Origin of the sequence: Natronococcus jeotgali DSM 18795 (assembly GCF_000337695.1) — an archaeon.
GTDB lineage: Archaea > Halobacteriota > Halobacteria > Halobacteriales > Natrialbaceae > Natronococcus > Natronococcus jeotgali.
The window spans coordinates 69388-96367 of record NZ_AOIA01000017.1; the positions used below are offsets into that span (position 1 = coordinate 69388).

Consider the following 26980-nt stretch of genomic DNA (forward strand, 5'->3'; position numbering starts at 1 on the left):
GACATAAAGCCGCGGCCGGCGCTTCGAAACCCACAAGCGACGAGGCCCCGAACCCGCGGGCGATGGAGCCACTCGAGCGGTATCGACCGATCGTCGACGACTTCGAGGCGTTTCTCGCGGCCTGCGAGCGCCCGCTCGGCAATGCCGTCCGGGTGAACGCGATCAAGGCCACCGTTGACCGAGCGACGGCCGCCCTCGAGGCGGAGGGCGTTGGCTACGAGCGGGCCGACTGGAACCCCCGGGTGCTGCGCCTCGAGACCGACTCGCCGGGCTCGACCTGGTCGTCGTTTCACGGGTTTACCCACGGCCAGGAGGAGGTCTCTGCGGTTCCAGCGACCGTTCTCGAACCCGAACCCGGTGAGCGCGTCTGGGACAGCTGTGCCGCCCCCGGCGGGAAGGCGACTCAGCTCGCGGCACTGATGGACGATCGGGGTACCGTCGTCGCCAACGACAGCAACCTCGGCCGGATCTCGGCGCTGCGGTTCAACGCCGAACGGCTCGGTGCGACGAGCCTCGCGGTCACGAACGACGACGCCCGCAACTACTCGCTCGAGCGGTTCGACTTCGAGGAGTTCGACCGCAGCCTCGTCGACGCGCCCTGTTCCTGCGAGGGGACGATCCGAAAGAACCCCGACGCGCTCGACGGCTGGTCGGAAGGCTACCTCGACGAGGTCTCGGGGATCCAGAAGGGAATTCTCGGACGAGCCGTGCAGGCGACGCGGGAGGGCGGCACCGTCGTCTACTCGACGTGTACGTTCGCCCCCGAGGAGAACGAGGCCGTCGTCCAGCACGTCCTCGAGGCGGAGGACTGTCGGGTCGTCGACTTCGACCTCGACCTCGAGCACTCGCCCGGACTCACCGAGTGGGACGGCGACGAGTACGACTCGAGTCTGGAGCGCGCCGCGCGGATCTACCCCCACCAGAACGACACCGGGGGATTCTTCGTCGCGAAACTGGAGGTGACGGCCTGATGGGCAACGACGCTTCGAACGGCGTGAGCGAGGGCGACCTCGAGCAAAACGACGGCCAGCAGTTCGGCCGCCTGCCGGCGACCGCCGCCGAGCGAACCGTCGAGGGGCGAGCCAGCCGCGAGGCGGTCGTCGACTACTTCGCGGACCGGTTCGGAATCGCGCCCGAAACGTTCGACGACCACACGTTCTGGGAGAAGGGGGCTGGCAAGATCTGGGTCTACGGCGGGTCGGCTCCCTCCCCGGTCGAGATCGAGGCTCTGGGAATGACCTGCCTGCGGACGCGCCAGGAGCACTGGAAGCCGACGACCGACTTCGTCCAGCGGTTCGGCCGGGAGGCCGACGAGTGCGTGATCGAACTCGAGCCAGACGAGGCCCGCGCGTTCGCCGCGGGCGAGGACCGAGACCTCGAGCGCTGGGACGGCGACTGGGGATACCTGATCGCCGCCCACGACGTCGCCGGGGAGCTCGAGCCGATCGGCGTCGGACTGTACGTCCACGGCGAGTTGCGCTCGATGGTGCCGAAGGGACGACAGCGGGAGCTGTGAAACTCTCGTTCGGTACAGGCGGACCATGTCTCAGTTCGATCCGACCGTTCTTTCTGCGGTGGCGTGCGCTGTCGACCGCTCGAGCAGAGCGAGGTGCGAGCGTGCGAGCACCTCGAAAAGCGAGCGGTGACCGGAGAGAGCCGCGAGCCCGAGCGAGGGCGGTCGACAATGCCGCGCGAGGTCTTCGCGAGTAGCGCGGGACCGACGGCCCCGCGTACCGTGCGAACGGGCACTCCGTGCCCGTGAGCAGATAACACGAGCGAATGGCTTGGCAGAGCGTGCTCTGCCAGTGGACGAACGAGCGGAGCGCGGCGCTACGCGCCGCGGACGGGCGAACGGCCAGTGGCCGTGAGTCCGCAAGCGAGTGAGTCGGCTGGGGAGGGCGTGGCGATTCCCTGTGTTCGTGCAAGCAGGACTGTTTCTGTCGTTAGTACCGCGAAAGCCCCTGGCCCTTTCAGTCCCACCCCGCGGCAGTTGGGTCGGTACTGGAGACTCGACGCCGGACGGTCCACTCGCCTACCTGCGTTGCGGCTTGACCCGCGTGGATGTCGCATCGAGACCGAACACGGGAAGGACGGTATCGACTACTGCGGCTCTCGCTCGACGAGCGTTCCGCCCGCGAGTCCTTCCCACTCGACGCGGTAACCCAGCTCCGAGAGGACGGCGCTCGAGTCCCCGATCCCGTATGATTCGAGCACCGCTTCCGCCTCCGACAGCGACGAGCCGGCCTCGAGCGCCTCGCCGACGTTCTCGAGCACCGACGGACGAACGAGCGTCCGGCCGACCAACTCGTGCTCGGGGAAGGCGACGTCGGCCAGCGCGTCCTCGCTGACGCCGCGGTCTGCGGCCAGCGACTCGAGAGTGCGGACGTCCGCGTCGGGTCGCAGCTCCTCGGGGAGCGCGGCCGCGCTGTCGGCGACGAGCTGGCGCTCGTACTCCCGGAGGACGTCGCGGACGTCCTTCAGCCGGACGCTGCCGGAGTAAGGGATCGCCCGGAAGTCCCGCGCGGCGATCTCCTCGCCGACGCCGAGGCTCTCGTCGACGGCGACGACCAGTTCGACGTCCTCGAGGTCGGCGAGCTGGGCGAGTTTCTTCTCGACGTACTCGGGCGTCCAGAACCCCATGATCTCGAAGAAGACCCGGAACTCGCCGTGCGAGTAGTCGAACGCGAAGTCGGGGATCATCACCCGGGTCCCCGTCTCGAGGGGTTCGGGCTCGCGGACGAGCTCCCAGTCCAGATCCAGGCTCGCGAAGCGTCCGGCGAAGTCGGCCTCGACGCCGCTGTCGAAGGAGACGTCCGCGACGGGCTCGGCGTCGGGCACCCGCACGGGATCGGCGTCCGAGAGCTCGAGGACCCGTTCGGTGCCCCGGTCGTCGACCGTCGCCTCGAGGCGCCACTCGCTCGCCTTCGCGATCGTCCGCAGGAGGCGGGCGAACCGGGTGCCGTAGCGGCGCGTGGCGCGAAAGAGGTGCGTGGGACCGGTGACGACGACCTCGCGCTCGCTCGGGCCGTCGACCTCGCCCGTCTTCCGAATCTCGTACATCAGCCGCAGGCGCTTGATCGCCGAGACGAGCGCCTTCGGATCGCTCGAGCGCACCCGCAGCTCGGTCGCGTCGAACAGCGCCGTCTGGGCCAGCGAGAGGTTGTACTGCGCGACCAGCCCGTCGGGGTCCCACCGGGGGTCGACCGCCGCGAGGACCTGCCGTTCCTCGAGGTCGGCGTACAGCGCCCGCTCGAGGGCCGCAGTCGAGAGTCCGAGCCCGTCGGCCGCGCGGCCGAGCGCCCTCTCGCGCTCCCCGGTGGTGACGACGCCGACGTCCTCGGCCGCTTCGAACGTCGCCTTCCGGGCGCGTTCGGGGTCGATCTCGGCGTCGGTCTCGAAGCGTGCGTCGCGCTCGAGCAGGGCCGAAAAGCCGCGAACGAGCTTGAAGTGGTCCGCGTCGGGCTCGAGGTCTGCGAGTGCGGTTTCGAGCTCCTCGCGGGAACGACCGACGTGACCCTGGTAGGTCCCGATGACGCGGGCGGCAAGCGGGCGGTGCTCGCGGCTCGCGAACTGCGGGTGGTACCCGCCACCCGCCCGCGAAACGCGAAGCAGGTCCTTCGTCAGCATCAGTCTCGAGTGAGCACGGCGAACGCAAAAGTGATCCGACCCGGTCGGACCGGGTTCAGTCGTCCGCGAGCTGGGAACTCGAGGTCGGCTCGGGAACGTCGGCGACCGCGGAGCCCGTCCTCGAGGTCGCGAGCGTGACGCCGACGATCGCCGCGATGCAGATCGGCCAGACCAGCAGCGAGTAGTGCTCGGTGACGGCGTACGTTCCGAGCGTCGCTACCAGGCCGGCGACGATCCCCGCGAGGACGGCCTCGCCGGTGGTCCGCTCCCAGAACAGCAGGAACAGCAAGGGGAGACCGAACGTCGCACCCAGCCCGATGTAGGCGAACTCGACGATCTCGAGGATGGTTCCGGGCTGGGCGAGCGCGATGGCGACCCCGCCGACGGCGAGGACGACGACGGCGATCCGGCCCAGCAGGATGAGCGTTCCCTGGCTGGCGCTCGGGTCGATCCGCTCCTCGTAGAACCGAGTGAAATCCGAGGAGGCGACCAGCAGCATCGAGTCCGACGTCGAGAGGATCGCGGAGACGATCGCCGCGAGCAAAACGCCGGCGACGAGTTCGGGGAAGAAGTCGACGATGGCGAGCATCGCGACGTTCTCGGGGTTGTCGACCGAGCCGTAGATGACCCGTCCCGCCGCGCCGATCAGCAGCGGCACCGTCAGCCGCAGCGACTGGAAGGCGACGGCGATGACTGCGGCGGGGCTGAGCAGGCGCTCGGAGCGGATCGCCTGCAGCCGCATCAGCGAGTGGGGCTGGCCGATCGTGCCGAACGCGAAGGTGACCCAGCCCAGCACCGAGATCAGCAGCGCCTGGCCGGCGAGCCCGCCCGACAGCTCGAGCAGGGCGGCGTCCTCGACGGCCGCGGCCTCGGCGACGAACGCCGACCAGCCGCCGACTTCGGCGATCATGAGAACCGGGAGCGAGACCGCGGCGACGAAGATGAGCACGCCCTGGAAGACGTCGGTCCAGATGGAGGCGTTGAATCCGCCAAGCGTGGTGTAGAGGCCGACCACGACGCCGCCGACGGCGACCGCGACCGCGTAGTCGATCCCGATCCCGGTGTCCATCGCCTCGCCGACCGCGATGATCTGGGCGCCGACGTACGCGCCCATGAACAGCAGGATCGACACCGTCGCGACGATCCGAACGTACCCGCCGACGCGGTCGTCGGAGACGGCCAGCGCGAGGTGGTCGGCGACCGTGATGCTGCCCAGCGCCTCGGACTGGCGGCGAAACCGCGAGCCGACGTAGCGGTACATGAAGACGACGACGAAGATCATCGTCAGCGAGAACCACAGCCCGTGGATCCCCGTCGCGAAGCCGACGCTGACCCAGGCGAAGAAGGTCCAGCCGCTGGCGACCGACGACACCTCGGAGAGGGCGACGGGCCAGGCGCCGACGTTCCGACCCGCGAGCAGGTAGTCCGAGAGCCGCCTGGTCTCGGTCGTCGCGAAGAAGTACGCCCCGATCGCCAGCAGGACGAGCAGGTACGCGCCGAAAGTGAGCTGTATCGTCGAGAGCATCTCACCGCCTCCCCAGGATCGAGACGTAGCCGTCGTTTCGCGTGCGGTCGATCCAGTACAGCACGAGCGTCGCTACGGGGAGCGCCACCATCACGAACAGCGCGACGGCGGTCCCCGTCGGTACTCCGAGCATGAGTGAATCTGGCACACAGAGTTACCATATAACTATCGACGTTCCGAGTCACCGCACCAGCCAGCCGAAGCCGCCGGCGCAGGTCGTCGTGCTGCCCGCCCCGGAGTCCGACGAGAACCGGAGTTCGTGCTCCTGTCCGCGCCTATCACAACTCACCGTTTGCGACCGCCGGTGGACGCGGTCCTCCCCCCGCTCGACGACGTAGACGGTCGCGTCGCCGCGGGTCCAGCCCTCGAGGGAGTCGGTGACGGTCTCGTCGGGGCCGACGACGATCTCGTCCCGGTCGACCGCCTCGTCGACGAGCGTCACGTTCCGGTACCCGCCCGGCCAGACGAGGTCGGCGTAGGTCACCAGCCGCCGCTCGCCGCCGTCGGTCACCTCGAAGTTGAGGTAGCCGGCGGCGTCCCGGTCCTCGACGGTGTAGGCGGTCACGCGGTAGGTGACGTCGTCGTCGTTCTCGAGCGTAACCACCGGTTCGGGGGTGCCCACGCCGGCGGCACCGAGGACCGTTCCGGCGAGGAACGCGCCGACGAGGACCGCGCCGATAGCGATCGCGAGGCGACGAGAATTCATACATCGAATTAGACATTATTCGTTAAAAACGTACTCCTCGGAATTGGAATCTACGCTCCTGGTTCGCCTTCTCCTATTCCGGGAGACTAGTCCTCATAGAAATACTTACGGGCCAATACGATCACGAGTGTGATAGGAATGCCCTCCAGACGTCACCTCCTGGCCGGAGTCAGCGCCGCGCTGGTCGGGGGAACCGGCGCTGCGGCGACCGAACGGACGCGGTCGCCGTCGACCTCGTCGACGCTGTTCGACTGGCTGATGGCCCAGCACGACCCCGCGGGAACCGGCTACAATCCCCGGGCGTCGGGTCCCAGCGAGGGCGTCGGGGTCGCCTGGGTACACGACGCCACGGACTGGTTTCGGGGCGCGAGCCCGCCGATCCTCCTCGGCGATACGCTCTACGCCGTCGGCGACGGGCTGCTGGCCCTCGAGGCGGACACCGGCGAGCGGCGGTTCGGACGCCGCGGCCCGTACACCTCGAGCCCGGCGGTCGCCAGCGCGTCGCCGTACCGGACGCCAGCGCTGGCGGTGACCTCGACGGGGGGCGTCACTGGACTCAACGCCGACGGCGGGGTCGGCCTCCCCGGAGCCGACCGCGGGATCGGGAGCCGACGATGGACGGTGCCGGAAGATGGGGAGTACCGTCCGACGCTCGAGCACCGGCCCGCGGTCGACCCCGTTACGGTCGACGGGACGGTGTACGCGACGGTGTACGGAACCAACGACGTCGTCGCGCTGGACGCCGCCGACGGCTCGGAACGCTGGCGCGTCACGGCGGCACGCGAGGAGGTCGGCGCGTCGTTCGGCCGACCGACGGTCCGGGACGGGACGCTGTTCGTCGCCAACTGGCCGAACCGGGTGGCGGCCTACGACCGCGAGGACGGGACGGAACGCTGGCGGCGCGAGCGCGAGGACCAGATGCAGCTGTGTTCGCCCGCGACGGACGCGGGGATCGTCGTCCTCTCGCGGAGCGGCGTCTCGCTGCTGGACGACGACGACGGGAGCCCCGTCTGGGAGCGCGACCTCGAGGGGAACGCGACCGACGGGACCGTCGCGGTCGCCGAGGGGACGGCGTTCCTGAGCGACGGCCGCGATCGGTTTCACGCGCTCGCGCTCGAGACCGGCGAGTCGCTGTGGTCGACGCCGTTCGAGACCGAAACGACGCCCGTCGTCGCCGACGGGACGGTCTACGCCGTGGAGGGGGCCGCGTCGCTGGTCGCCCTCGACGCCGAAACCGGGGCCGAACGGTTCCGGTACGAACCCCCCGAAGCGCCGCTGTCGGCCCCGATCGTCGGCGACGGATGCCTGTACGCGGTCAACCGGGGGCGCGTCCTCGCGCTGGAGGAGCCCCGATGAGCGACGGTCGCGGGGGTGACGCCGACGAGCCCGGATCGAAACCGTCCGAAAGCGGGGACTCGTCCGTCCCCGACGGTACCGAACCGGTCTCGAGCGCGCGGTCTCGCCGATCGCGAAACGGGCGCCCGCCCGTCCTCGACTCGGTCGCGGCCCGGCTCCGCGCGGACCCGGGCCTCTGGGTTCCGTTCTTCCTCGCGGGCTGGCTTCTCCTCGGCGCCGACCTGCTCCGCGAGCGCGATCCCCTGCCGCTGGTCTCGGGGATCGACGGGGCGACGATCCACGTCGCCTCCGCGATCTATCCGACGGGAACGACCGTCACGCGGCGATCGCTCGGCGCCCTCGTCGACCTCCAGCTCCCGTGGCTCGGGTACGCCCTCGCGCTCGAGGTCGTCGCCGTCGCCGCGGTCGGCGTCGCCGGCTGGCTGACGATGGCGCGGGCGAGCGACGTGCCGATCGGTCGGAACCGCGGTCTCGTCTACGTCTGCGGCGTGGTTCTCGTCGGACTGGGCTCCCGGGGAGGCGACGCGGGCGGGTTCGAGTACGCCGCCGAGAGTCTCCCGGTCGGACTGGCGGTCCTCGCGCTCGCGCTGTTCGTCGCCGTCCGACTCCTCCTGGCGCCGATAACGGTCCTTCGCGAGCGCGGGCTCCTGGCCCCGATCGGCGCGAGCTGGCGGTACGCGCGGGGTCGCGGGTTCGCGTTGCTGGGGATTCTCCTCCTCGTCGGCGTCGGCTCGTGGCTGCTCGCGCGCGTCCCTCTGGTAGGGACCGTCCTCAGCGCGACGCTCGCCGGAACCGTCCACGCCGTTTCGCTCGTCGACCTGTACGAGCGCTGCGTCGGTTCGTGATCGGGGTTCCGAGCCGGAACGCAGCCTCGAGCCGTCACTCCCGTCGGCGCCTCGAGGTCCGCTCCTCGGCGGTCTCGCTCGCGACGACCTCGTACAGCAGCGCGCGGCCGCCGTCTTCTTTCGGCCGCAGGATCCGGCCGAGTCGCTGGGTGAACTCCCGCTCGCTGCCGCTGCCCGAGAGGACGACCGCGACGTTGGCGTCGGGAACGTCGACGCCCTCGTCGAGCACGTTCGAGGTCGCGATCCGCGAGTAGGTCCCCTCGCGAAAGCGCTCGAGGATCTCCCGCCGTTCGGCGGCCCCCGTCTGGTGGGTGATCGTCGGGATCAGGAACCGCTCGCTGACGTCGTACGCGAGGTCGTTGAACGCCGTGAAGACGATGATCCGCTCGCCGCGGTGCTCGGCGAGGATCCCCTCGAGCGCGTCGACCTTCGCCTCGCTGCCGTAGGTGATCTCGCGGGCGCGCTGGCGCGCGAGCAGGGCCTCGCGGGCCCGGGGATCCGACCCCGAGCGCTTGACGAGCTCCTGGTAGTCCGACCCGCTCGAGAACTCGATGTTCGACGTCGCGAGGTAGTCCGCGAACACCTCCTGGTTGCGGTTGTAGGCCTCGCGCTCTGTCGGGGTGAGCGACACCTCGAGCCGTTTCACGTCGTACGGTGCGAGGTGCTCGCCCGCCAGCTCGTCGGGCGAGATCCGGTAGACGAGCGGGCCGACGACGTCCTCGACGACCCCGTGGGCGCCGTCGGGTCGTTCGAAGGTCGCGGTCAGCCCGAGTCGCGCGGGCGCGGCGAGCAGGCGGGCGATCTCGCGGTAGCCCTCGCCGCCGAGGTGGTGGACCTCGTCGAAGACGACCAGCCCGAACCGGTCGCCCACCGAGTCGGCCTTGAGGTAGGCCGAGTCGTACGTCGAGACCGTGATCGGCTCGAGTCGCTGCTCTCCGCCGCCGAAACGGCCGATCTCGCGGTCGAACTCCCGCTCGAGTTCGCGCTGCCACTGCTCGAGCAGGTCGATCGTCGGGACGACCACGAGCGTCGGCGTCGCGAGCCGTTCGATCGCCTTCAGCGCGATGACGGTCTTCCCGCTGCCCGTGGGCAACTCGAGGACGCCTCCGGGGGCGCGGTCGACGGGGAGGTCGCCGTCCTCGAGGCCCGTCCAGCGGTCGGTCTCGAGCCAGGCCGACAGCGCCTCCCGCTGGTACGCCCGGAGCTCGTAGGCCGAGCGCAGCGCCGGGAGGGAGTCGAGCTCGAGCACCCGATCCCGAACGTCGGCGTCCTCGAGCGCCAGCGCCGCTCGAAGCGGCGCGTACCGTAGGGCGGGGGCCCGTCGGCCCCCCGATCTGGGATCCGCCTCGAGCTCGGGAACCCGTTCCCGCAGCGTCGACGCCAGTTCCGAACCGAGTCCCTCGAGGCGGACGGTGCCGTCCTCGTACCGGAGCTCGAGGGCGTCCTCGTCGACCGTCGGTGTCACGCCGGACACTGCGGTCGGCGGGCACATATATCGTCGGATCGCGCCCCGTCGAGCCCGGATCTCAACCCTTTTACCGCCGCTGGTCGTTGATCCGAGCATGAGCGAAGACGAGGGCACGAACGCGTCAGCCCAGGGTGTCCCGTCCGAGGATCGACCCGACGACGGCGACGGCGTCGATACCGACGCGGGGGACGAATCGGACGTGGAAACGGCCGAGCCGGAGCCGGAGACGACCGCCGACGAGACCGACGCGGAGGCCGAGCCCGTCGAGCAGCTCCGCGCCGAACTCGAGGAGGCCGAGGCCGAGATCGAGGACCTCGAGGGCCGGCTCAAGCGCAAGCAGGCCGACTTCCAGAACTACAAGAAGCGCGCGAAAAAGCGCCAGGAGCAGATGAAAGACCGCGCGACCGAGGATCTGGTCGAGCGCCTCGTCGGCGTTCGCGACAACCTCAAGCGCGCCCTCGAGGAGGACAGCGACGACGTCGAGAGCCTGCGGGAGGGCGTCGAGATGACCCTGCGGGAGTTCGACCGCGTCCTCGACGAGGAGGACGTCTCCGAGATCGATCCCGAGCCGGGCACCGAGACCGACCCCCAGCGCCACGAGGTCATGATGCGGGTCGACAGCGACCAGCCCGAGGGGACGGTCGCCGACGTCTACACGCCGGGCTACGAGATGGGCGAGAAGGTCATCCAGAACGCCCAGGTGACGGTCTCGAACGGCGACCTCGAGGACGACGCGTCGTCGGACGACGGAACCGACGCCGAGTAGATCCCCGTTCGGCTCCCGACCGATTTTTCGTCGACCCGTCGAGCGCTCGAGCCGGCGTGTTGTCGCGGACGACGAAGCTGTCAACTCCCGTCGACGTCGGACAACGAATTTCGAGCTGGACGGCGTCGACGGCGTATGGATCGCGTTCTCGTTCCGGTCGACGGCTCGTCGCAGGCCGAGCGGGCGCTCGAGGAGGCCCTCGAGCTGTTCCCCGACGCCGAGATCGTCGCTTTACACGTCGCACAGGTCACCTCCTTCCCCGCAGATCGGGAGCGAACGCCGTACGAACTCGCCCGAGCGGAGGGGGAACGCGTCCTCGAGGACGCGACCGAGATCGCCGCCGAGCGCGGGCGAACGCTCGAGACGGTGCTCACGGAGGGCAACGCCGGACGGGAGATTCTCGAGTTCGTCCGGGAGAACAACGTCGATCGCGTCGTCATGGGGAGCACCGGGCGGTCCGGCGTCCCGAGGTTGCTGCTCGGAAGCGTCGCGGAGACGGTGACGCGTCGCTCCCCCGTCTCGGTAACGATCGTTCGCTGACGGCCGAGACCGTCGAGCGCGGCCGAACGCCGATTACCCGTCCGGGTGCTCGAGGACGGTCAGCGCCTCCCCCATCGTGACGATCGCGAGGTCTCGTTCGAGGGCGGCCTCGATGGTGTAGCGGAGCCGATCCTCGGTGAGGGTGTCGTACTGGGAGTGGCCGCCGACGATCGCGAGGACGTCCTCCTCGGCGGCCCCGTCCATGAACGCGTCGACGTCGTCCTGGGTGGTCTTGTCTGTCTCGACGTACATCCGCCGCATCGTCGTCGGGTCGAGGCCCTCGAGATCGTTGTGGCCACCGCCGTAGCGGTGGTTCGCGACCGCGTCGTAGTGATCGCGGACGATTTCCTCGGCGAGGCCGTCGTACCGTCCGTACGGGTAGACGAATCCCGTCACGTCCAGTCCCCACGACTCGAGGCGGGCGTCCGTTCGCTCGAGGATCTCGCGCATGAACGACCCGGGATACCTGACGTACCCCGACCGGCCGACGGTCTCGGCGATCGGTTCCGCGAGTTCGACGTACTGCCCGACCGAATCGCTGCCCCGTCCGGCGACCGTCGCGGTCGTCTCGGTCCCCTCGTCGAAGACCACGAGCGGGTCGTCCGCGATAGCGCCGTGACGGTTCGCCCGGACGTAGAGGCGGTCGTCGCCCTCGCGGGCGGGTTCGGTCAGTTCGATGTGGCCGAGCGCCCGATGGTGGTAGGTGTGGGACAGGACCCCCCAGCCGTCGTCCTGCATCTCCCGGAGCTGTCCGGGCTCGAGGGACGCGTCTCGTTCCTCCATGTAGCCGGGACAGGCCGCCGTACAGCCGGGAACGCCGTACTCCCGGTGGACCTCGTAGGTGAGCGTGTAGTCCTCGAGCGGGCTGTCGTCGTACGTGAACACGACCATCCCCTCNCGGGAACGCCGTACTCCCGGTGGACCTCGTAGGTGAGCGTGTAGTCCTCGAGCGGGCTGTCGTCGTACGTGAACACGACCATCCCCTCGGCGTCCGCGACGCGGTCGACCACCGATTCGGCGTCCTCGTCACCGGCCGAGTCCTCGTCCGACGGGTCGTCGGAATCCCCGGCCGACGCGTCGTCGTGGCCGTTCGGATCGTCCGTCCGTTCGCCGCGCCGATCGCGCGGCTCCCCCGACCGCTGAGACACCTCCGATTCTTCCCGCTCGTCGCGTGTGAGGACGTACCCGCCCAGCGCCCCCCCGCAGGCGATCCCGGACAGGAACGTTCGTCGATCCATGTCCGTTCGGATTCGGTGACCGAGATTCAGTATACGGCGGCTACCCTGCCGTAACCGCCGCCTACCGACGTTAGCGACCGGTATCGACGACTCGCTTTCACCGTCCCGTTCGCCGCAGCGGCGCGGGCCCGAACTGGATCGCGGACCGAGCGCCCCCGATCTTCGCGAGGATTCGCTTCGAGGACCGGGCCGTCCTCGCGCGGCGAATCGATATCCGGCTCGAGAGGTCTTCCCTCGCCCCGTGAGCTATAATCCAAAGTGCAGTCGATCGCTGTGATAAGCTTTAAACCAAAGTGAGCATTACCCGTCTCGTAATGACGAGCAACAAGATTCTCGGTATCGACCTCGGTACCACGAACAGCGCGTTCGCGGTCATGGAGGGGGGCGATCCGGAGATCATCGCCAACGCCGAAGGCGAGCGGACGACGCCGTCGGTCGTCGCGTTCAACGACGACGAGCGACTCGTCGGCAAGCCGGCCAAGAACCAGGCCGTCCAGAACCCCGACCGGACGATCCAGTCGATCAAGCGCCACATGGGCGAGGAAGATTACACGGTCGAAGTAGACGACGAGGAGTACACGCCCGAGGAGATCTCGGCGATGATCCTCCAGAAGATCAAGCGCGACGCCGAGGAGTACCTCGGCGACGACGTCGAGAAGGCGGTCATCACCGTCCCGGCCTACTTCAACGACAAGCAGCGCCAGGCGACCAAGGACGCCGGCGAGATCGCCGGCTTCGAGGTCGAGCGTATCGTCAACGAGCCGACCGCGGCGTCGATGGCCTACGGCCTCGACGACGAGTCCGACCAGACCGTCCTCGTCTACGACCTCGGGGGCGGCACGTTCGACGTCTCCATTCTCGACCTCGGCGGGGGCGTCTACGAGGTCGTCGCGACCAACGGGGACAACGACCTCGGGGGCGACGACTGGGACGAGGCGATCATCGACTACCTCGCCGAGGAGTTCGAGGCCGAACACGGGATCGACCTCCGAGAGGACCGCCAGGCCCTCCAGCGGCTGAAAGACGCCGCTGAGGAGGCCAAGATCGAACTCTCCTCGCGCAAGGAGACCGACATCAACCTGCCGTTTATCACCGCGACCGACGACGGCCCGGTCCACCTCGAGGACTCCCTGACCCGCGCGAAGTTCGAGTCGCTTACGGAGGACCTCATCGAGCGCACCGTCGAGCCGACCGAGCAGGCGCTGGCGGACGCCGGCTACGACAAGGGCGACATCGACGAGGTGTTGCTCGTGGGCGGTTCGACCCGGATGCCCCAGGTCAGCGAGAAGGTCGAGGACCTCACCGGCCAGGAGCCCCAGAAGAACGTCAACCCCGACGAGGCCGTCGCGCTGGGCGCGGCGATCCAGGGCGGCGTACTCTCGGGCGACGTCGACGACATCGTCCTGCTCGACGTCACGCCGCTCTCGCTCGGCATCGAGGTCAAGGGCGGCCTCTTCGAACGGCTGATCGAGAAGAACACGACGATCCCGACCGAGGAGTCGAAGGTGTTCACCACCGCGGCGGACAACCAGACCACCGTCCAGGTTCGGGTCTTCCAGGGCGAACGCGAGATCGCCGAGGAGAACGAGCTGCTCGGTGAGTTCCACCTGAGCGGGATTCCGCCGGCTCCCGCGGGGACGCCCCAGATCGAGGTCACGTTCTCGATCGACGAGAACGGGATCGTCAACGTCTCCGCCGAGGACCAGGGCTCCGGCGAGAGCGAGGAGATCACCATCGAGGGCGGCGCCGGCCTCTCCGACGAGCAGATCGAGGAGATGCAGGAGGAAGCCGAGCAACACGCCGAGGAAGACGAGAAGAAACGCCAGCGCATCGAGGCCCGCAACGAGGCCGAGGCGACGATCCAGCGCGCCGAGAAGCTCCTCGAGGAGAACGACGACCAGATCGACGACGACGTCCGCGCCGACATCGAGGCGGCGATCGAGGACCTAGAGGAGACCGTCGACGACGAGGAGGCCGACGCCGAGGACCTCGAGGACGCGACTCAGGAGCTGAGCACCGAGCTGCAGGAGATCGGCAAGCAGATGTACCAGCAGCAAGCCGGCGCGGCGGGCGCTGGCGGCGCCGCTGGCGGTGCGGCAGGCGCGGGCCCCGGCGGAATGGGCGACATGGGCGGCGCTGCCGGTCCCGGCGGCGCAGCCGGCGGTGACGACGACGAGGAGTACGTCGACGCCGACTTCGAGGACGTCGACGAAGACGAGGACTGAAAGGACGAGTCTTCGTCTGCCAGCGAATCTTCGATTCGCACTGTTGACGAAAACGACGAAGACTGAGTCGTTTTCGTCAGCCCGTCAGACGTAGTCTGACGACGTCGAAGACGACGACGAGGAGAACTAACGGCGGCCACGCGGACTAACGGATCGCAACGACGACCTCGCGGTCGTTTTTTCGACGGACTCGCCGTTCGCTTCCCGCCGATCGTTCTTCCGATCCCTTCCGAGCGCTCTCGCGACAAGCAGCAGGTAGATCACCCCGACGAGTCGGACGCGGTCGGCGAACGCGTCGCTCCACTCGACGGCCTCCGGATCGCCGTACAGGAGTCGGCCCGCCAGCCGTTGGTAGCGCCCCGGAAACAGGAGCAGGACGGCGCCGAACGCACCGGTGAGTTTCATCAGCCCCGCGAACGTCGCCCCACCGAGGAGGCTCGCCCCCACCGTGAGGATTCCTTCCACCCGAACGGCCGTTCGCGCCCGCGGCTCGAGGTGACGGTCCCCCGACTCCTCGAGGGCGACGCGTTCGAAGCGTTCGATCGTCTTTTCGGGAACCAGCGCCGCGACGGCGCCGAGGACGCCGACTATTGCACGGAGCATACGCGTCGGTACGATCGCCGCCGAGATAACTGCACGCCGCCTTTCGGTGGGTGGTTCGTCACGGGCGCCACCGCGCTCGCCTCGAGTGCGGCGCCGTCTCTCGGACCGGAGTCCGTTGCGGGGGAACGGTCGTTTCAAGTGTCTCAACCGAGTACCGCCCACAACGAATGAGCGAGGATTTCTACGACGTTCTCGGCGTGAGTCCCGACGCCTCGGCCGACGAGATCAAAAGCGCCTACCGGGAGAAGGCCACGGAGTACCACCCGGACGTCAGCGACGACCCCGACGCCGAAGAGAAGTTCAAGAAGATCCAGAAGGCGAAGCAGGTGCTGACCGACGAGGAGAAACGGGAGGCCTACGACCGGATGGGCCACGACCGCTACGAACAGGCCGAAAAGCACGGCTACGACGCCGGCGGCGGCGCCGGCGGGATGGGCGGCGACCCGTTCGGCGGGATGGGCGGCGGGATGGGCGGTGGCGGCCTCGGTGACATCTTCGAACAGGTCTTCGGCGGCGGGGGCGGCCGCGGTCGCCAGCGCCCGCGCAAGGGACGGGACCTGCGGACCGAACTCGAGATCTCCCTCGAGGAGGCCTACGAGGGCGTCGAGAAGCAGTTTAGCGTCGAGCGACCCGAGGCCTGCGACGTCTGCGACGGCGAGGGCCACCCGCCCGAGGCCGACGCCCGGACCTGTCCGGAGTGTCAGGGACGCGGTCAGGTCACGCAGGTCCAGCAGACCCCGCTCGGACGCGTCCAGCAGACGACCGCCTGTCCGCGCTGTGAGGGCGAGGGGACGATCTACTCCGAAACCTGCGGCGAGTGTCGCGGCGAGGGGTACGTCCGCGGCGAGGCGACCCTGACAGTTGAGGTGCCCGCCGGGATCCAGAGCGGTCAGACCCTGCGGATGGAACGGGAGGGCTCGCCCAGCCCCGAGGACGGCCCCCGCGGGGACCTGCTGATCGACGTCGCGGTCGCCGAGCACGACGAGTTCGAGCGCGAGGGCGACGACCTCCGCTACCGGCTCCCGATCTCGTTCCCGCAGGCGACCTTCGGCGACACGGTGCAGGTGCCGACGCTCGACGGCAGCGTCGAGTTCGAGGTCCCCGAGGGGACCCAGAGCGGGGAGACGTTCCGCCTGCAGGGCAAGGGGATGCCCCGCCTGCGCGGGCGCGGTCAGGGCGACCTCTACGTCAAGGTCCAGGTCGTCACGCCCGACTCGCTCAACGAGGAACAGCGCGACGCCCTCGAGGCGTTCGCCGAGGCCGGCGGCGACGAGATCGAGGTCAACGAGGGCTTCTTCGAGAAGATCAAGCGGGCGTTCTGAACGGCACGCCGCTCGAGAGCGCGCGCCGAGATATCGCTTCGGGTGACAGTCACGACGGGTAGCAACGCGAGTTTTCCCGAGCCGCGTCGTACGTGAACGCGCCATGTCCGAACGGATACTCCTGCTGGCGGGCGACTTCGTCGAGGACTACGAGGTAATGGTGCCGTTCCAGGCGCTCCAGGCGGTCGGCCACGACGTCCACGCGGTCTGTCCCGAGAAGGAGGCCGGCGACCAGTGCCCGACGGCGATCCACGACTTCGAGGGCGACCAGACCTACACCGAGAAGCCGGGCCACAACTTCGAGCTGACCCACGACTTCGAAGCGATCGACCCGAGCGACTACGACGCGCTCGTCGTTCCCGGCGGGCGCGCGCCCGAGTACCTCCGCACGTACGACGCGGTCCTCGAGACGGTCCGGCACTTCTTCGAGGAAGACAAACCCGTCGCCTCGCTGTGTCACGGCCTGCAGATCCTCGCGGCCGCGGACGTCCTCGAGGGGCGGACCTGTACGGCCTATCCCGCCCTCGAGGCCGATATGCGCCAGGCCGGCGCGGAGTGGACGGAGACCGTAACGCGGGACGGCAACCTCGTGACCGCCCAGGCCTGGCCCGACCACCCCGAGTGGCTCGCGGCGTTTCTCGATCTGGTGGGGACCGACCTCGAGCAGCCGGCGGAGGCGGCCGACGACTGACGACCGACGCCCGCGAGTCGGCGCGCTTTTTTGGGACCGGTTCCCAGTGGCTCGTATGCACGCCGCGACAGTCGACGACCTGCTCGCGCGGGAGCGACGCGGCGATCGGACGGCGCTGGTCGACGCGACCGAGCGCGAGTACGACCGCCACTGGCTCTGTACCTCCGCCTGGAAGGCCGGCAACTTCCTGCGCCACTCGGGCGTTCGGGAGGGCGTCACCGTCGGCGTCGTCGGCGAGGGCCCCTTCGCCCTGCTCGCCTTCTTCGGCACGACCCTGCTCGAGGGAACCACGCGGTTCGATCCGCCGACCGACCTCGCCGAGGCGGACGCGTTCCGCGCCCTCGTCGCGCCGACAGACGAGGGCGACGCCTACGAGCTACCGCCGGGGGCCCAGCGGGTCTACTATGGCGACAAGCCCGACCAGCCGGGGGTTCACCACTTCGACGCCGGGCTCTGGAGCGAGAACCCCTCGTTCCCGCCGCTTTCGATCGATCCCGGAACGGACCTCGTCACCGACGGCGAGCGGACGCTGACCCACGGCGAGGCCCTCGAGGCGGCCCGCGGCGTCGTCGACGATCGCGAACTCGCAGCCGACGACCGGGTCGTCGTCCGCGCGCCCCTTTCGAACCCCGGGACCGTGATCGCGGGCGTGCTCGCGCCGCTGCTGGTCGAGGCGACGATTGTGCTGTCCGCGGACGGCGAGGACGGGCCCCGCGGCGACGTCGCCGTCTCGAGCGATCCCGCCCCCGAAGCCGAACGCGTCGATCCCGACGCCCTCGGGTACTGAGTATCGGAACTACCCGCCCCTTGCGCAACCGTTTACTGACACGTCGGCGTAGGTCCGAACATGTCAAACGTAGCCATCGTCGGCGGCGGCACGGCCGGACTGAGCGCGGCGCTGTTTACCGCGAAAAACGGCCTCGAGACGATCGTCTTCGACACCGACGAGACCTGGATGCACAAGGCACACCTGTTCAACTACCCCGGCATCCGCAGCATCAGCGGCAGCGAGTTCATGGCGGTCACCCGGGGCCAGGTCGAGGACCGCGGTGCCGAGCTCCACGGCGACGAGGAGGTGACCGCCGTCGAGGAGACCGACGACGGGTTCCGGATCGAGACCGACGACGGCGAGTACGAGGCGACGTACGTCGTGCTCGCGACGGGGGCCGACCGCTCGATCGCCGAGGAGATCGGCTGCGAGTTCGACGACGAGGACACCGTCGACGTGAACCTCAGCATGGAGACGAGCGTCGAGGGCTGCTACGCGACTGGCGCGATGGTCCGGGCCGAGGAGTGGCAGGCCGTCATCGCCGCCGGCGACGGCGGCGCCGCGGCGCTCGACATCCTCAGCACCGAGAAGGGCGAACACTACCACGACTTCGATACGCCCGCGGACGTCCCCTCCCTCGAGTCGGAGTAGCGACGCGGACACCGTCGAGTCGGCCCGGGCGGCCGTCTCCCCTGCGTGTTCGGGGGCGATGATTATGGACGTGGTCGGTGGCGGCTAAAACGGAATGAGTATCACCGGCCTTCGCGACCTGTTCGTCTACAAGCTCCGCCAGCAGTACTACGTCGAGCAGGAACTCGTCGACGCGCTCGACGAGATGTCGAGAAACACCGGCAACGATCGACTGAGCCAGGGGTTTGCCGACCATCGCGACGAAACCCGAACCCAGGTCCAGCGACTCGAGGACGTCTTCGACGCCCTCGACGTTCGCCCGGAGACCGAGGACATGCCGGTCCTCGACGCCCTCGAGGAAGAGCGCCGCACCCTCGAGCGCCAGATCGACGACGAGGACCTGCTCGATATGGTCTATCTCAACGCCGGGATGATGACCGAGCGGTTCGAGATGACGACCTACGAGGGGCTGTCGATGCTGGCGACCGAACTCGAACTCTCCGACGACGCGCAGGCGCCCCTCGAGTCGAACTACGACGAGGAGAAATCGGCCTACCGCGAGCTCAACACGCTGTCGACGGCGTCGGAGATGAAGTCTCTCTGGGACCGGCTGACCCCGTCCTGAGCCGGTTGCCGTCGGACCGGGAACACCCGGGCGGTCACGCGGACGTCGAAGGCGGCCCCGGACCGCGAGCGCTCGCTTTCTTCCCGGGAAAGCGAAGCCGGGACTGCGCTTCGGTTCGTGGGCCGCCGTCGCGACCGACGGCCGCGTGGCCCGGGAAACTCGAGGACGGTGGCGGCGTTCGATCACCTCGAGCGACGGCGTCGACGCAGGGCGAGAGATCGTCGGACGGAGCCGTCGACGGATTCGAGGACTAATCTCCCGACCGCGGGCGACCGTGACTCGAGACGGACGCGGACGGTTCGGTCGGCGATCCCCTGGGGCCACCGCCGCGCCGCAGTCGCCGTTCGGCACGACCGACGAGGTTCTTCAGCAGGATTCCCCCGGAGAAGGAGAGCTCGCGGCGCCGCTTTCGGTAGTACACCTCGCCGAGCTCGTCCTCCGGAACGGTCGTCGGCTCGAAGTCGGGATCCCGCAGGTTGGCGACGCCCTCGCTCAGCAGCGAGATCTGGCGGGCGACGGTGCGATCGAAGACGTCCCACAGCGTGGAACAGTCCTCGATCGAAACGTCGTCGTACGCGACGATTTCGCCCCCGTCGATCGACTCGGTCAGCCGCTGGAGGGTCGCGCCGCACCGATCTCGGCCGTCGCGAAACACCGCCGGCGGACCCATTCCACGGTAGGAACGAATGTCGGCGGGGTGGAAGCTCAACACGCCGAACTCGGTGGCCTCGAGGATCGGCCCGCGGACGAGCCCGAAGCCGAACAGGATCACGGCGTCGCACTCTCGGGCGACGCGGTCGACGACCTCGTCGGGAAACTCGTACCAGGCGCCGTCGGTTATCGGATCGCACCGGACGCGGTCGGCCCCGGCGAGGGAGTCGACGGTATCGACGGGGTGGCGCCGCCAGAGCGGTCGCTCCTCGCCGATCAGCTTCGCGAGGTTTCGCTCCGCCAGCACGAGGGCCCACGCCCGCTGTCGCTCGAGGAGCGCGAAGAACTGTCGAACGTCCGCGAGTCCGATCCGCTCTCGCGTGTTCCACGCTTCGTGATCGCCGTCGGCTTTCTCCTCGTTGGTGACGATCAGCGGCACCGTCACATCGTGGTCGGCCTGCAGCCGTTCGAGAGCGTGTACCTGCCACTCGTTGAGGTACGGATCGGCCAACACGCCGATTCGCTCGGGACCGGATCCTGCCATGGTCGACTCCTTCGGCGGCCGTCCCTTAGTTACGGTCTCCGTGCGTCGGGTTACGGACTCCGAACAGCCGGCCTCGGGGACGCCGAGGACGCGACCGCCGCGGTCGCTTTCGGTCCGATCGGCTCGCCAGAAGGGATCGCGAGTTACTCCGAGAGCAGGTCCTCGACGTACTGCTGTTCCCACTCCCGGCGGGCCTCGAGCTCGCGCTTGCCACGGCGCGTGACGGTGTAGAAGTTCGTTCGACGGTCGACCTGCCCTTTCTCGACGAGCCCCTTGTCGACGAGGGTGTCGAGGTTCGGGTACAGCCGACCGTGGTGGATGTCCTTCTCGTAGTAGTTCTCGAGTTCCTCCTGGACCGCCAGCCCGTGGGGCTCGTCCTGTCCCTCGATGACGTACAACAGGTCTCGCTGGAAACCGGTTAAATCATACATGTTTCCCCGATTGAGCTATTGGTATAATACGATATCGGAATCGAACAGAACTCTGAATCGCTATCTCTCGGCCGCCGTTATCGGTCGAACCGATCGCTCGAGGGATATGACATCCTATCAGAATATGAACAGTATGACGAACGAGTCCGTCTCAGTTTCCCGAATAGTCAGCGCTCGAACGGCTGCGCCGACGCGCTCAGTCGCTCGCCGCGCACGGATCGGCCGGTTCGCTCTCGAGGACGTCGAACGACGACCCTCCGCAGGAACAGCGGCGGACGCCGATCGGTTCGACCGCCCCGCCGTCCGACCGTCGGACCGCGAAGACGCTTCCACACTGCGTGCACGTTCCGGCGGCGCGGGTTTTGGAGTCGAACGCCATACGTTTCCATCGTCGTCCCGCGGAATAAGTGGGCCGCGAGTGTGAGGATAGTCACGCGGTCGTCACTACGGGCGTGACAACGGTTCGAATCCGCTTCGATCGGTCGGCGCGAACGCCGACGGGCTCGAGTCCCGGCCTCGAAGGAGCGACATCCCGAAAGGCGAGCCGAGTGACATCTCCCTCCGGCTCGCCGCGTGGTCCGTGCAGTAGTTCGTGGTGCGAGGTCGGTGGGATCGAGGGTAAAGGCATGACCTCTGACCGTTAGGGCAGTTCGAATAACTCCCCCACCGACCACGTAATTCTATCTAACCAAGTCATAATAATCTTTCTATTGTTTAACTATAATAAGAAGAGATGCTAAACGGCTAAACATAGTTCAAATCGCGCCGTCCGACGGCGTCACCACCCGTTCGCTCGGTTTCGAGGGCACCGAACGAGTAGCGATAGGGGAGCAGACCGGAGGGACCGCGAGGCGTCTCAGAGGCGCTCCGCCGGCCTATTTTCATTCCGAACGAGTGGGATAAATACGTTCCACAGTTCGGCCCGTCCCGGATTCGTTCCGTCGCACCACGACGCGGGGCGCCCGCAGTCTCGAGGGCTCAGTTTCCGCGGTCGGCCCAGGCGAGGAACAGCTCTTCCTTCGAGGCCAGCCCCTCGTCCGGGAGGGCGTGCTCGAGGACGTAGCTGCTGGCCTCGTGTTCGTTGTCCCACATCGCCTGGTGGGCCTCGGGCAGGCCGTCCCAGCCGACGACCTCGGGGTCGGTGAGGTCGATCTCGCCGGCGTCGACGGCCTCGTTGAGTTGCTCGACCTCGTAGGCGTTACTGAGGTGAGTGCCGAGGATCTCCGCGGTCGGCATCAACACCTCGCGCTGGCGCATCCACACCTGCGGGGCGTACATCGAGTAGCGCCGGCCCTCGAGGTCCTCGCTGTAGACGACCCGGCCGGTGTGGGGTTTCGCGAGCATCGTGCTGACGTACAGCGCGTCGTGGCCGGCCCGCTCGAAGACCACGTCGGGGTACCCTCGCGGGTTCTTCGGCGTTCCGAGGAGGTCGCCGACCGCCTTCCCCAGGGGCTTGAACACCTCGTCGGTGATCGACTGGACGACCGCCCTGAACGCCTCGGGGTCGGCCTGGGCGTCGGGCAGATCGGGCAGCGTCTCGGGCCAGCGGAAGTCGTCCTCGCGGCGTCGCAGTCCCTCGAGGCTGACGGTTCCCTCGACGGCGTCGCCGAAGCCCAGCGACTCGACGAACTCCGCCTGCTCGTCGGTGTAGGCGACGACTGCGATCCGGGCGCCGGCCTCGCGGGCGTCCTCGATCGCTCGCAGCCCGGTCTCGTCGACGACCCCGTCGGGACCGGTGTCGGTTCCGTAGTAGAGCAGGACGCCGTCGCCGGCCCGGACGTCGGCCCGTTCGAACATCGCGTCGGGCGTCGACGCGCCGGGCTTGCCGAGGAAGGTCAGGTAGTACCCCGTCGAGGCGCCGTAGAAGGCGAGCTTCCCGCCCTCCTCGAGTAGCTGGAAGCTCCGGGGAAAGGAGAGCTCCCCGGCGTGGCTGACGGCGTAGTCGGCCCGCTCGCCGTCGTGGTGGGCCTCGTAGGCCTCGACGAACTCCCGGCCCGCCTCCTTCCAGTCGTCCCACGCGTCCTCCTCGCGGGGGATCCGACCCCAGATGTCGTCGTAGGGGTCGGCGGTTCGGTCGAGAGCGTCGGCGCCGAGGCCCTCGATCCGCGCGGCGCGGTCGGCGCTCGAGCACAGCCCCGTCACGTCGACGTCGTTGCGGGCGGCGAGCTTCGTCGTCTCCCAGCCCGTCCCGGTCGAGGCGCCCTCGACGAACATCGACGTCTCGGGCTCGATGTCAAGCGTCGTAAACAGCGCGCGCCAGACGGTCCCCGTCGCGAGGACGTAGGCCCCGGCCTGCTCGATCGACGCCTCCTCGGGGATCGGCAGCACCTGGGGACCCTGGGCGAGCATGAACTGCTGGTGGCTACCGTTCGGCCCCTCGTAGCCCTGGATCGAGAAGCCGGCGTACATCGGATCCAGTCCCATCCGCGGGGAGAGCACGTCGCTCTGGCCCGAGTAGATGGTGACCAGGTCGCCGACGCCGACCCGCCCCTCGCGGACGACCGCCTCGCCGGCGTCGACGATCAGCGCGACCCCGCCGCTTCCCGTGACGTGGTAGTCCTGATCGTGGCTGTCGAACTGGCTCACCGGAACCCCCGTGATCGCCCAGATGTCGTTGAAGTTGACCTCGCTCGCGAGGACGTAGACGAGCACCTCGTTCGGGCCGGGCTCCTCGACGGGGACGACCTCCTCGACCTCGGCCTCCTCGGGGTCGCCGTGGTCGGCTTCGCCGGTCTCGTCGTCCTTGCGGACCAGCTGGGCGTACTGGTAGTCGGGAATCTCGTCGACGCCCGGGTAGAACGGCTCGCCCGGCGGGAGCAGTCGGCCCTCCTCGAGCAGTTCCCGTTCCGCCTCGGGCGAAGGCGAGAACCGCTCGCGGGTCGGCAGCGGCTCGCTGGCCCGCTCGAGGAACTTCTCGATCCCCGCCTTCCCGCCCTCGGGGTCGACGACGGCCTCGGCGAAGTGGGTCGCCTCGCGCTCGAGACCCGCGTCGATCCCCTCCTCGAATCCCACTCGGACGGCCTCGACGGCCCGCTCGAAGGCCTTCGTCCGCCCCGTACTGGCGTGTTCACACTGGCGACGGTTGCGCTCGACGATCGGGTCCTCGAGCACCTCGGCGGGGAACTCGCCGGGCTCGGCCCACGCCGACCGGTTCTCGAGGCGCCGTTCGCGGGCCTCGGACAGGGTATTTCCCGCGCCCGTGACGTGTTCGCGGGCGAGTTCCGACGCCCGAATGCGGGCCGTTCGCTCGGTCTCGAGTTCGTCGACGAGGCCGAGCTCGAGGGCCTCCTCGGCGTCGACGGTTCGGCCGTTCGTGATCATCGTCACCGCGTCGCGAACCCCCTCCGTTCCCCGCCGTTCGCCGAGCACGCGGGGAAGCCGTTGGGTGCCGCCGTACCCCGGAATCAGGTTGAGGTTGAGCTCGGGCTGGCCGAACTCGGCGCTTCGCTCGGCGACGGAGTAGTGGGCCGCGAGCTGGAGCTCGTTGCCCCCGCCAAGCGCCGCGCCGTTTATCGCGGCGACCACGGGGACCGACAGCTCCTCGATCCGGCGGAAGGCCTCGTGGGCCGTGTTCGGGAAGGCGACGGCGTCCTCGAACTCGTGGACCTCCTCCAAGAACTGCTCGACGTCCGCGCCGGCGACGAAGTTCGACGGGCCCGCGCCCGTGACCACGACCGCGCCGACGTCCTCGCGGCGATCGAGGTGCTCGAGGACGGTGTTGAGCTCGTCTAACGCCCGCTCGGTGAGCGCGTTGACGGGCGGGCTGTCGATCGTGACCGTCGCGATCCGTTCACCCTCCGCGCCCCGAACGTCGTTGTACTGGACCGTGACGTTGCGGTACTGCTCGAGGAGCTCCTGCTCCGCGGCGAGGTCCTGGCGGCGGCGCCAGCGCTCGCACTTCGGACGGATCGACTCGACGACGTCGGGATTTTTCAGCGTGCTCGTGTCGCCGATCGGCTCCCGGTTCAACATCGCGGTCAGCATCCGGCGCATGTACTTCCCCGACCGCGTTTCGGGGAACGCCTCGACCTCGATGAACGCCTCCGGAACCGCGGTGACGCCTTTCTCCTCGCGGACCAGCCGGGAGAGGCGAGCCTCGACCTCGTTGGTGAGGCGGGCGTCGGGTTTTGTCTGGACGAAGGCGACGGGCGTCAGCCCCTTCTCGTGGTGGTCGGCGCCGACGACGACGGCGTTTGCCACCGGCGAGTCGGGGTTGATCCGCTTGTCCTGGAGGATCGCGCCCTCGATCTCCTCGGTGCCCATCCGGTGGCCCGAGACGTTGATGACCTCGTCGGACCGTCCGTGGAGGCTGAAGGAGTCGTCCGCGTACTTCTTGGCGACGTCGCCCTGCAGGTAGGCGTACTCGCCGTCCTTCTCGACCCAGTAGACGTCCTCGAAGCGCTCGTCGTCGCCCGTCCACTCGCCCGACCAGTCGGCGCCGTCCCACCCCTCGAGGTCGCCCCAGACGTACCGCATCAGGTAGGGATACGGCTCCTCGACGATGATCTCGCCCCGTTCCTCGAGGTCGGCCTCGCGCCACTCGCTGGTGCCGTCGGCGTACTCTTCCTCCTCGACCCAGACGTTCCCGAACACCCACGGCAGCGGGTAGGTGTGGGCGTCGGCCCGGAGCTCGAAGTCGTCGTTGCCGAAGAAGTGGGTCCAGACGATCCCGCCGTGCTCGGTCGCCCAGTAGGAGTTGATGTAGCGCTCGCAGACCTCCTCCATGCCGAACTCCTGAACCGCGGGGCTCACGGGTTCGGCACAGAAGGTTGCGACCCGCAGGGAGTCCGTGCTCCACTCGCGCACGTCGGCGACGCTCTCGTCGTCCTCCATGATCCCCTTCAGGAAGGTGACGCCGGCTTTGAAGACGGTCGCGCCGTAGCGCTCGATCACCGAACTGAACCGGCCCGCGTCGGGGTAGACGGGCGCGCCCTCGAGTAAGATGCTCGTCGTCCGGGTCGTCAACGAGGCGCTGACGAGGTAGGACTGGCCCGTGATCCAGCCCGGATCGGCGACGACGAAGATCGTATCCTCGCCGGGGACGACGTCGAAGGAGACTTTCATCGTGTTCGCGATCCCGGCGGTGTAGCCGCCGTGGACGTGGACGACGCCCTTCGGCTTCCCCGTCGACCCGCTCGTGAAGATCACGAAGAGGGGATACTCCGCGTCGACGGGGACGGGGCGCGAACTGGCCCAGACGGCCCGAACCAGTTCCCGATCCTTGAGCGCGAGCAGGTCGTCGTAGCTCTCGAGGTCGAATCCCTCGCTGCGCGCCTGCGCGAGAATATCTTTCCGGGCGTCGGCGATCAGGTCGGCCGACCAGTCGTCCCGCTCGCGGGTCTGGATCTCCTGGCCGGTGTGTTCGACGACGACCACCCGCTCGAGCCGTTCCTCGGAGTCGACCAGGGCGCGCGCGATCTCGGTTCGGATCTCCGAGAGCGCCTCGCCCGAGAGGTCGACGAACGTCTCGAGGGCGTTCCCGACCCCCCGCATCGCCTGCCCCCGATCGACGGTGGCCTCGCCCTCGATCGCCCGCGCGACCCGTTCCCGGATCGTCTCGGCGTGGCGCTCGCGGAGGTCGAGTTCCTCGAGGGTGTCGTCGACGATCTCGGTCACCGTCTCGACGGGCAGGTAGTCCTCGAGCGCGGGGTCGGCGTACCGTTCCTTGTAGGGGACGATCTCGGCGTTTCGGTAGCCGCCGTCGCTGGTGATCAACACGTCGGCGCCCAGTCGGGCGATCCGATCGGAGAGGGTCTTGTCGCTGAATCCGCCGAACACCGGCGTGTAGACGATCCCGAGCCGCTTGGCGGCCTCGGTGTAGTAGAGCTGCTCCATGATGTTGGGCATGTTCAGGGCGATGCGATCGCCCGTCTCGAGGCCGAGGTTCTGGAGGACCTGGGCGGCCTCCGCAACTCGAACCAGCAGCTCCCGCCTCGAGACGTCCTCGGAGACGACCGGACCGCCCCGGCCGTCGTTTTTCGACTGATCCCAGCGGTCGCCCTCGAAGTGGAAGGCGGTCTCGTCGCCGTGGCCCGCGAGGACGTGGCGGTCGACCTCGTTGAAGCAGGCGTTGGTCAGCCCGCCCGCGAACCACTCGTACAGGGGGGCCTCGGAGTCGTCGAATGCGACGTCCCAGGGCTCGCGGGACTCGGGGAACTCGCGGCTCGCTCGAGCGCCCGTCTCGGCGTCGAACCCGTTCCACGCGCCGTCCTCGTCGTCCCAGGAGAGCCACGCGCCCTCGTCGTCGTGGTACCAGTGGATCTCCCGTTTCGCGATCGAGCCGTGGAACGCGCCAGGGTCCTCGCGGGCCCGCTCGCGGTACCGCTCCCAGTCGTCGCGGGTTCGGATCGGGTTCGATCGCACGTCGTCGATGCTGGCCGTTCCCTCGTCGGCGCGCTCGCTCATTATAAACCATCAT

General features: G+C 68.7%; 24 protein-coding genes. 13 read left to right on the plus strand and 11 right to left on the minus strand.

What is annotated here, in order from left to right:
- Positions 1-62: 62 nt before the first annotated feature.
- The gene (locus C492_RS00845) at positions 63-971 is read left to right on the plus strand and encodes an RsmB/NOP family class I SAM-dependent RNA methyltransferase (RefSeq protein ID WP_008419642.1); all 909 of its coding nucleotides are present in this window, start codon (positions 63-65) and stop codon (positions 969-971) included.
- Positions 971-1516, plus strand: a complete 546-nt coding sequence (locus tag C492_RS00850; RefSeq protein WP_008419644.1) for a DUF7122 family protein — start codon at positions 971-973, stop codon at positions 1514-1516. Before C492_RS00845 ends, C492_RS00850 begins: the two co-directional genes overlap by 1 nt.
- A 584-nt stretch (positions 1517-2100) precedes the next feature.
- Here the strand turns inward: C492_RS00850 and C492_RS00855 are convergent.
- From C492_RS00855 to C492_RS00865, 4 genes are read right to left on the minus strand one after another with little or no spacing between them, the layout of a single operon-like run.
- Complete coding sequence (locus C492_RS00855) at positions 2101-3627, minus strand: DUF790 family protein (protein WP_008419645.1); 1527 nt, start codon at positions 3625-3627, stop codon at positions 2101-2103.
- 55 nt (positions 3628-3682) lie between these two features.
- Positions 3683-5152, minus strand: a complete 1470-nt coding sequence (locus C492_RS00860) for a sodium/proline symporter (RefSeq protein ID WP_008419646.1) — start codon at positions 5150-5152, stop codon at positions 3683-3685.
- Between the two features lies 1 nt (position 5153).
- The gene (locus C492_RS25480; protein WP_275040313.1) at positions 5154-5285 is read right to left on the minus strand and encodes a hypothetical protein; all 132 of its coding nucleotides are present in this window, start codon (positions 5283-5285) and stop codon (positions 5154-5156) included.
- 48 nt (positions 5286-5333) lie between these two features.
- Entirely contained in the window at positions 5334-5858 is a 525-nt protein-coding gene (locus tag C492_RS00865) for a hypothetical protein (protein ID WP_008419647.1), read from the minus strand.
- Positions 5859-5996: 138 nt separating this feature from the next.
- On the opposite strand from C492_RS00865, the gene C492_RS00870 reads away from it, so the two are divergent.
- Positions 5997-7214, plus strand: coding sequence for a PQQ-binding-like beta-propeller repeat protein (locus C492_RS00870; protein ID WP_008419648.1), 1218 nt, complete (start codon positions 5997-5999; stop codon positions 7212-7214).
- On the plus strand, positions 7211-8059 hold the full coding sequence (locus C492_RS00875; RefSeq protein WP_008419649.1) for a hypothetical protein: 849 nt from the start codon (positions 7211-7213) through the stop codon (positions 8057-8059). Before C492_RS00870 ends, C492_RS00875 begins: the two co-directional genes overlap by 4 nt.
- A 34-nt stretch (positions 8060-8093) precedes the next feature.
- Here the strand turns inward: C492_RS00875 and C492_RS00880 are convergent, their stop codons facing one another.
- Positions 8094-9551 (minus strand): DEAD/DEAH box helicase, encoded by a 1458-nt coding sequence (locus C492_RS00880; RefSeq protein WP_049892571.1) that lies wholly within the window; start codon positions 9549-9551, stop codon positions 8094-8096.
- Positions 9552-9621: 70 nt separating this feature from the next.
- Here C492_RS00880 and C492_RS00885 point away from each other — a divergent pair, with 70 nt between their 5' ends.
- Both C492_RS00885 and C492_RS00890 read left to right on the plus strand, forming a co-directional pair.
- Entirely contained in the window at positions 9622-10293 is a 672-nt protein-coding gene (locus tag C492_RS00885) for a nucleotide exchange factor GrpE (RefSeq protein WP_008419651.1), read from the plus strand.
- Between the two features lie 135 nt (positions 10294-10428).
- Positions 10429-10833, plus strand: coding sequence for a universal stress protein (locus C492_RS00890; RefSeq protein WP_008419652.1), 405 nt, complete (start codon positions 10429-10431; stop codon positions 10831-10833).
- Positions 10834-10866: 33 nt separating this feature from the next.
- Here the strand turns inward: C492_RS00890 and C492_RS00895 are convergent, their stop codons facing one another.
- The gene (locus C492_RS00895; protein ID WP_008419653.1) at positions 10867-11724 is read right to left on the minus strand and encodes a polysaccharide deacetylase family protein; all 858 of its coding nucleotides are present in this window, start codon (positions 11722-11724) and stop codon (positions 10867-10869) included.
- 26 nt (positions 11725-11750) lie between these two features.
- On the opposite strand from C492_RS00895, the gene C492_RS24075 reads away from it, so the two are divergent.
- Both C492_RS24075 and dnaK read left to right on the plus strand, forming a co-directional pair.
- Positions 11751-12125 carry a hypothetical protein gene (locus C492_RS24075; protein WP_008419654.1) on the plus strand — a complete coding sequence of 125 codons (375 nt, stop codon included), beginning with the start codon at positions 11751-11753 and terminating at the stop codon, positions 12123-12125.
- A gap of 260 nt (positions 12126-12385) precedes the next feature.
- Positions 12386-14296, plus strand: coding sequence for a molecular chaperone DnaK (gene dnaK / locus C492_RS00905; RefSeq protein WP_008419655.1), 1911 nt, complete (start codon positions 12386-12388; stop codon positions 14294-14296).
- Positions 14297-14422: 126 nt separating this feature from the next.
- Here the strand turns inward: dnaK and C492_RS00910 are convergent, their stop codons facing one another.
- Positions 14423-14899, minus strand: a complete 477-nt coding sequence (locus C492_RS00910) for a hypothetical protein (protein WP_008419656.1) — start codon at positions 14897-14899, stop codon at positions 14423-14425.
- A gap of 167 nt (positions 14900-15066) precedes the next feature.
- On the opposite strand from C492_RS00910, the gene dnaJ reads away from it, so the two are divergent.
- The 5 genes from dnaJ to C492_RS00935 all read left to right on the plus strand — a co-directional run bounded on the left by dnaJ (position 15067) and on the right by C492_RS00935 (position 18936).
- A complete protein-coding gene (dnaJ, locus tag C492_RS00915; RefSeq protein WP_008419657.1) occupies positions 15067-16221 on the plus strand; it encodes a molecular chaperone DnaJ in 1155 nt (384 codons plus the stop codon).
- A gap of 103 nt (positions 16222-16324) precedes the next feature.
- A complete protein-coding gene (locus tag C492_RS00920; protein WP_008419658.1) occupies positions 16325-16912 on the plus strand; it encodes a DJ-1/PfpI family protein in 588 nt (195 codons plus the stop codon).
- A gap of 55 nt (positions 16913-16967) precedes the next feature.
- Positions 16968-17699, plus strand: coding sequence for a hypothetical protein (locus C492_RS00925; protein ID WP_008419660.1), 732 nt, complete (start codon positions 16968-16970; stop codon positions 17697-17699).
- 60 nt (positions 17700-17759) lie between these two features.
- Positions 17760-18332 (plus strand): NAD(P)/FAD-dependent oxidoreductase, encoded by a 573-nt coding sequence (locus tag C492_RS00930; protein WP_008419662.1) that lies wholly within the window; start codon positions 17760-17762, stop codon positions 18330-18332.
- Positions 18333-18426: 94 nt separating this feature from the next.
- Entirely contained in the window at positions 18427-18936 is a 510-nt protein-coding gene (locus tag C492_RS00935) for a YciE/YciF ferroxidase family protein (RefSeq protein ID WP_008419665.1), read from the plus strand.
- 250 nt (positions 18937-19186) lie between these two features.
- Here C492_RS00935 and C492_RS00940 read toward each other — a convergent pair whose 3' ends face one another.
- The 4 genes from C492_RS00940 to C492_RS00955 all read right to left on the minus strand — a co-directional run bounded on the left by C492_RS00940 (position 19187) and on the right by C492_RS00955 (position 26967).
- Positions 19187-20131: a formyltransferase family protein gene (locus C492_RS00940; RefSeq protein ID WP_008419666.1), complete on the minus strand. Its 945-nt coding sequence runs from the start codon at positions 20129-20131 to the stop codon at positions 19187-19189.
- A gap of 143 nt (positions 20132-20274) precedes the next feature.
- Positions 20275-20562, minus strand: a complete 288-nt coding sequence (locus tag C492_RS00945) for a PadR family transcriptional regulator (protein ID WP_008419667.1) — start codon at positions 20560-20562, stop codon at positions 20275-20277.
- Between the two features lie 196 nt (positions 20563-20758).
- Positions 20759-20941: a hypothetical protein gene (locus tag C492_RS00950; protein WP_008419668.1), complete on the minus strand. Its 183-nt coding sequence runs from the start codon at positions 20939-20941 to the stop codon at positions 20759-20761.
- Positions 20942-21540: 599 nt separating this feature from the next.
- Positions 21541-26967, minus strand: a complete 5427-nt coding sequence (locus tag C492_RS00955; RefSeq protein ID WP_008419669.1) for an AMP-binding protein — start codon at positions 26965-26967, stop codon at positions 21541-21543.
- Between the last annotated feature and the right edge of the window lie 13 nt (positions 26968-26980).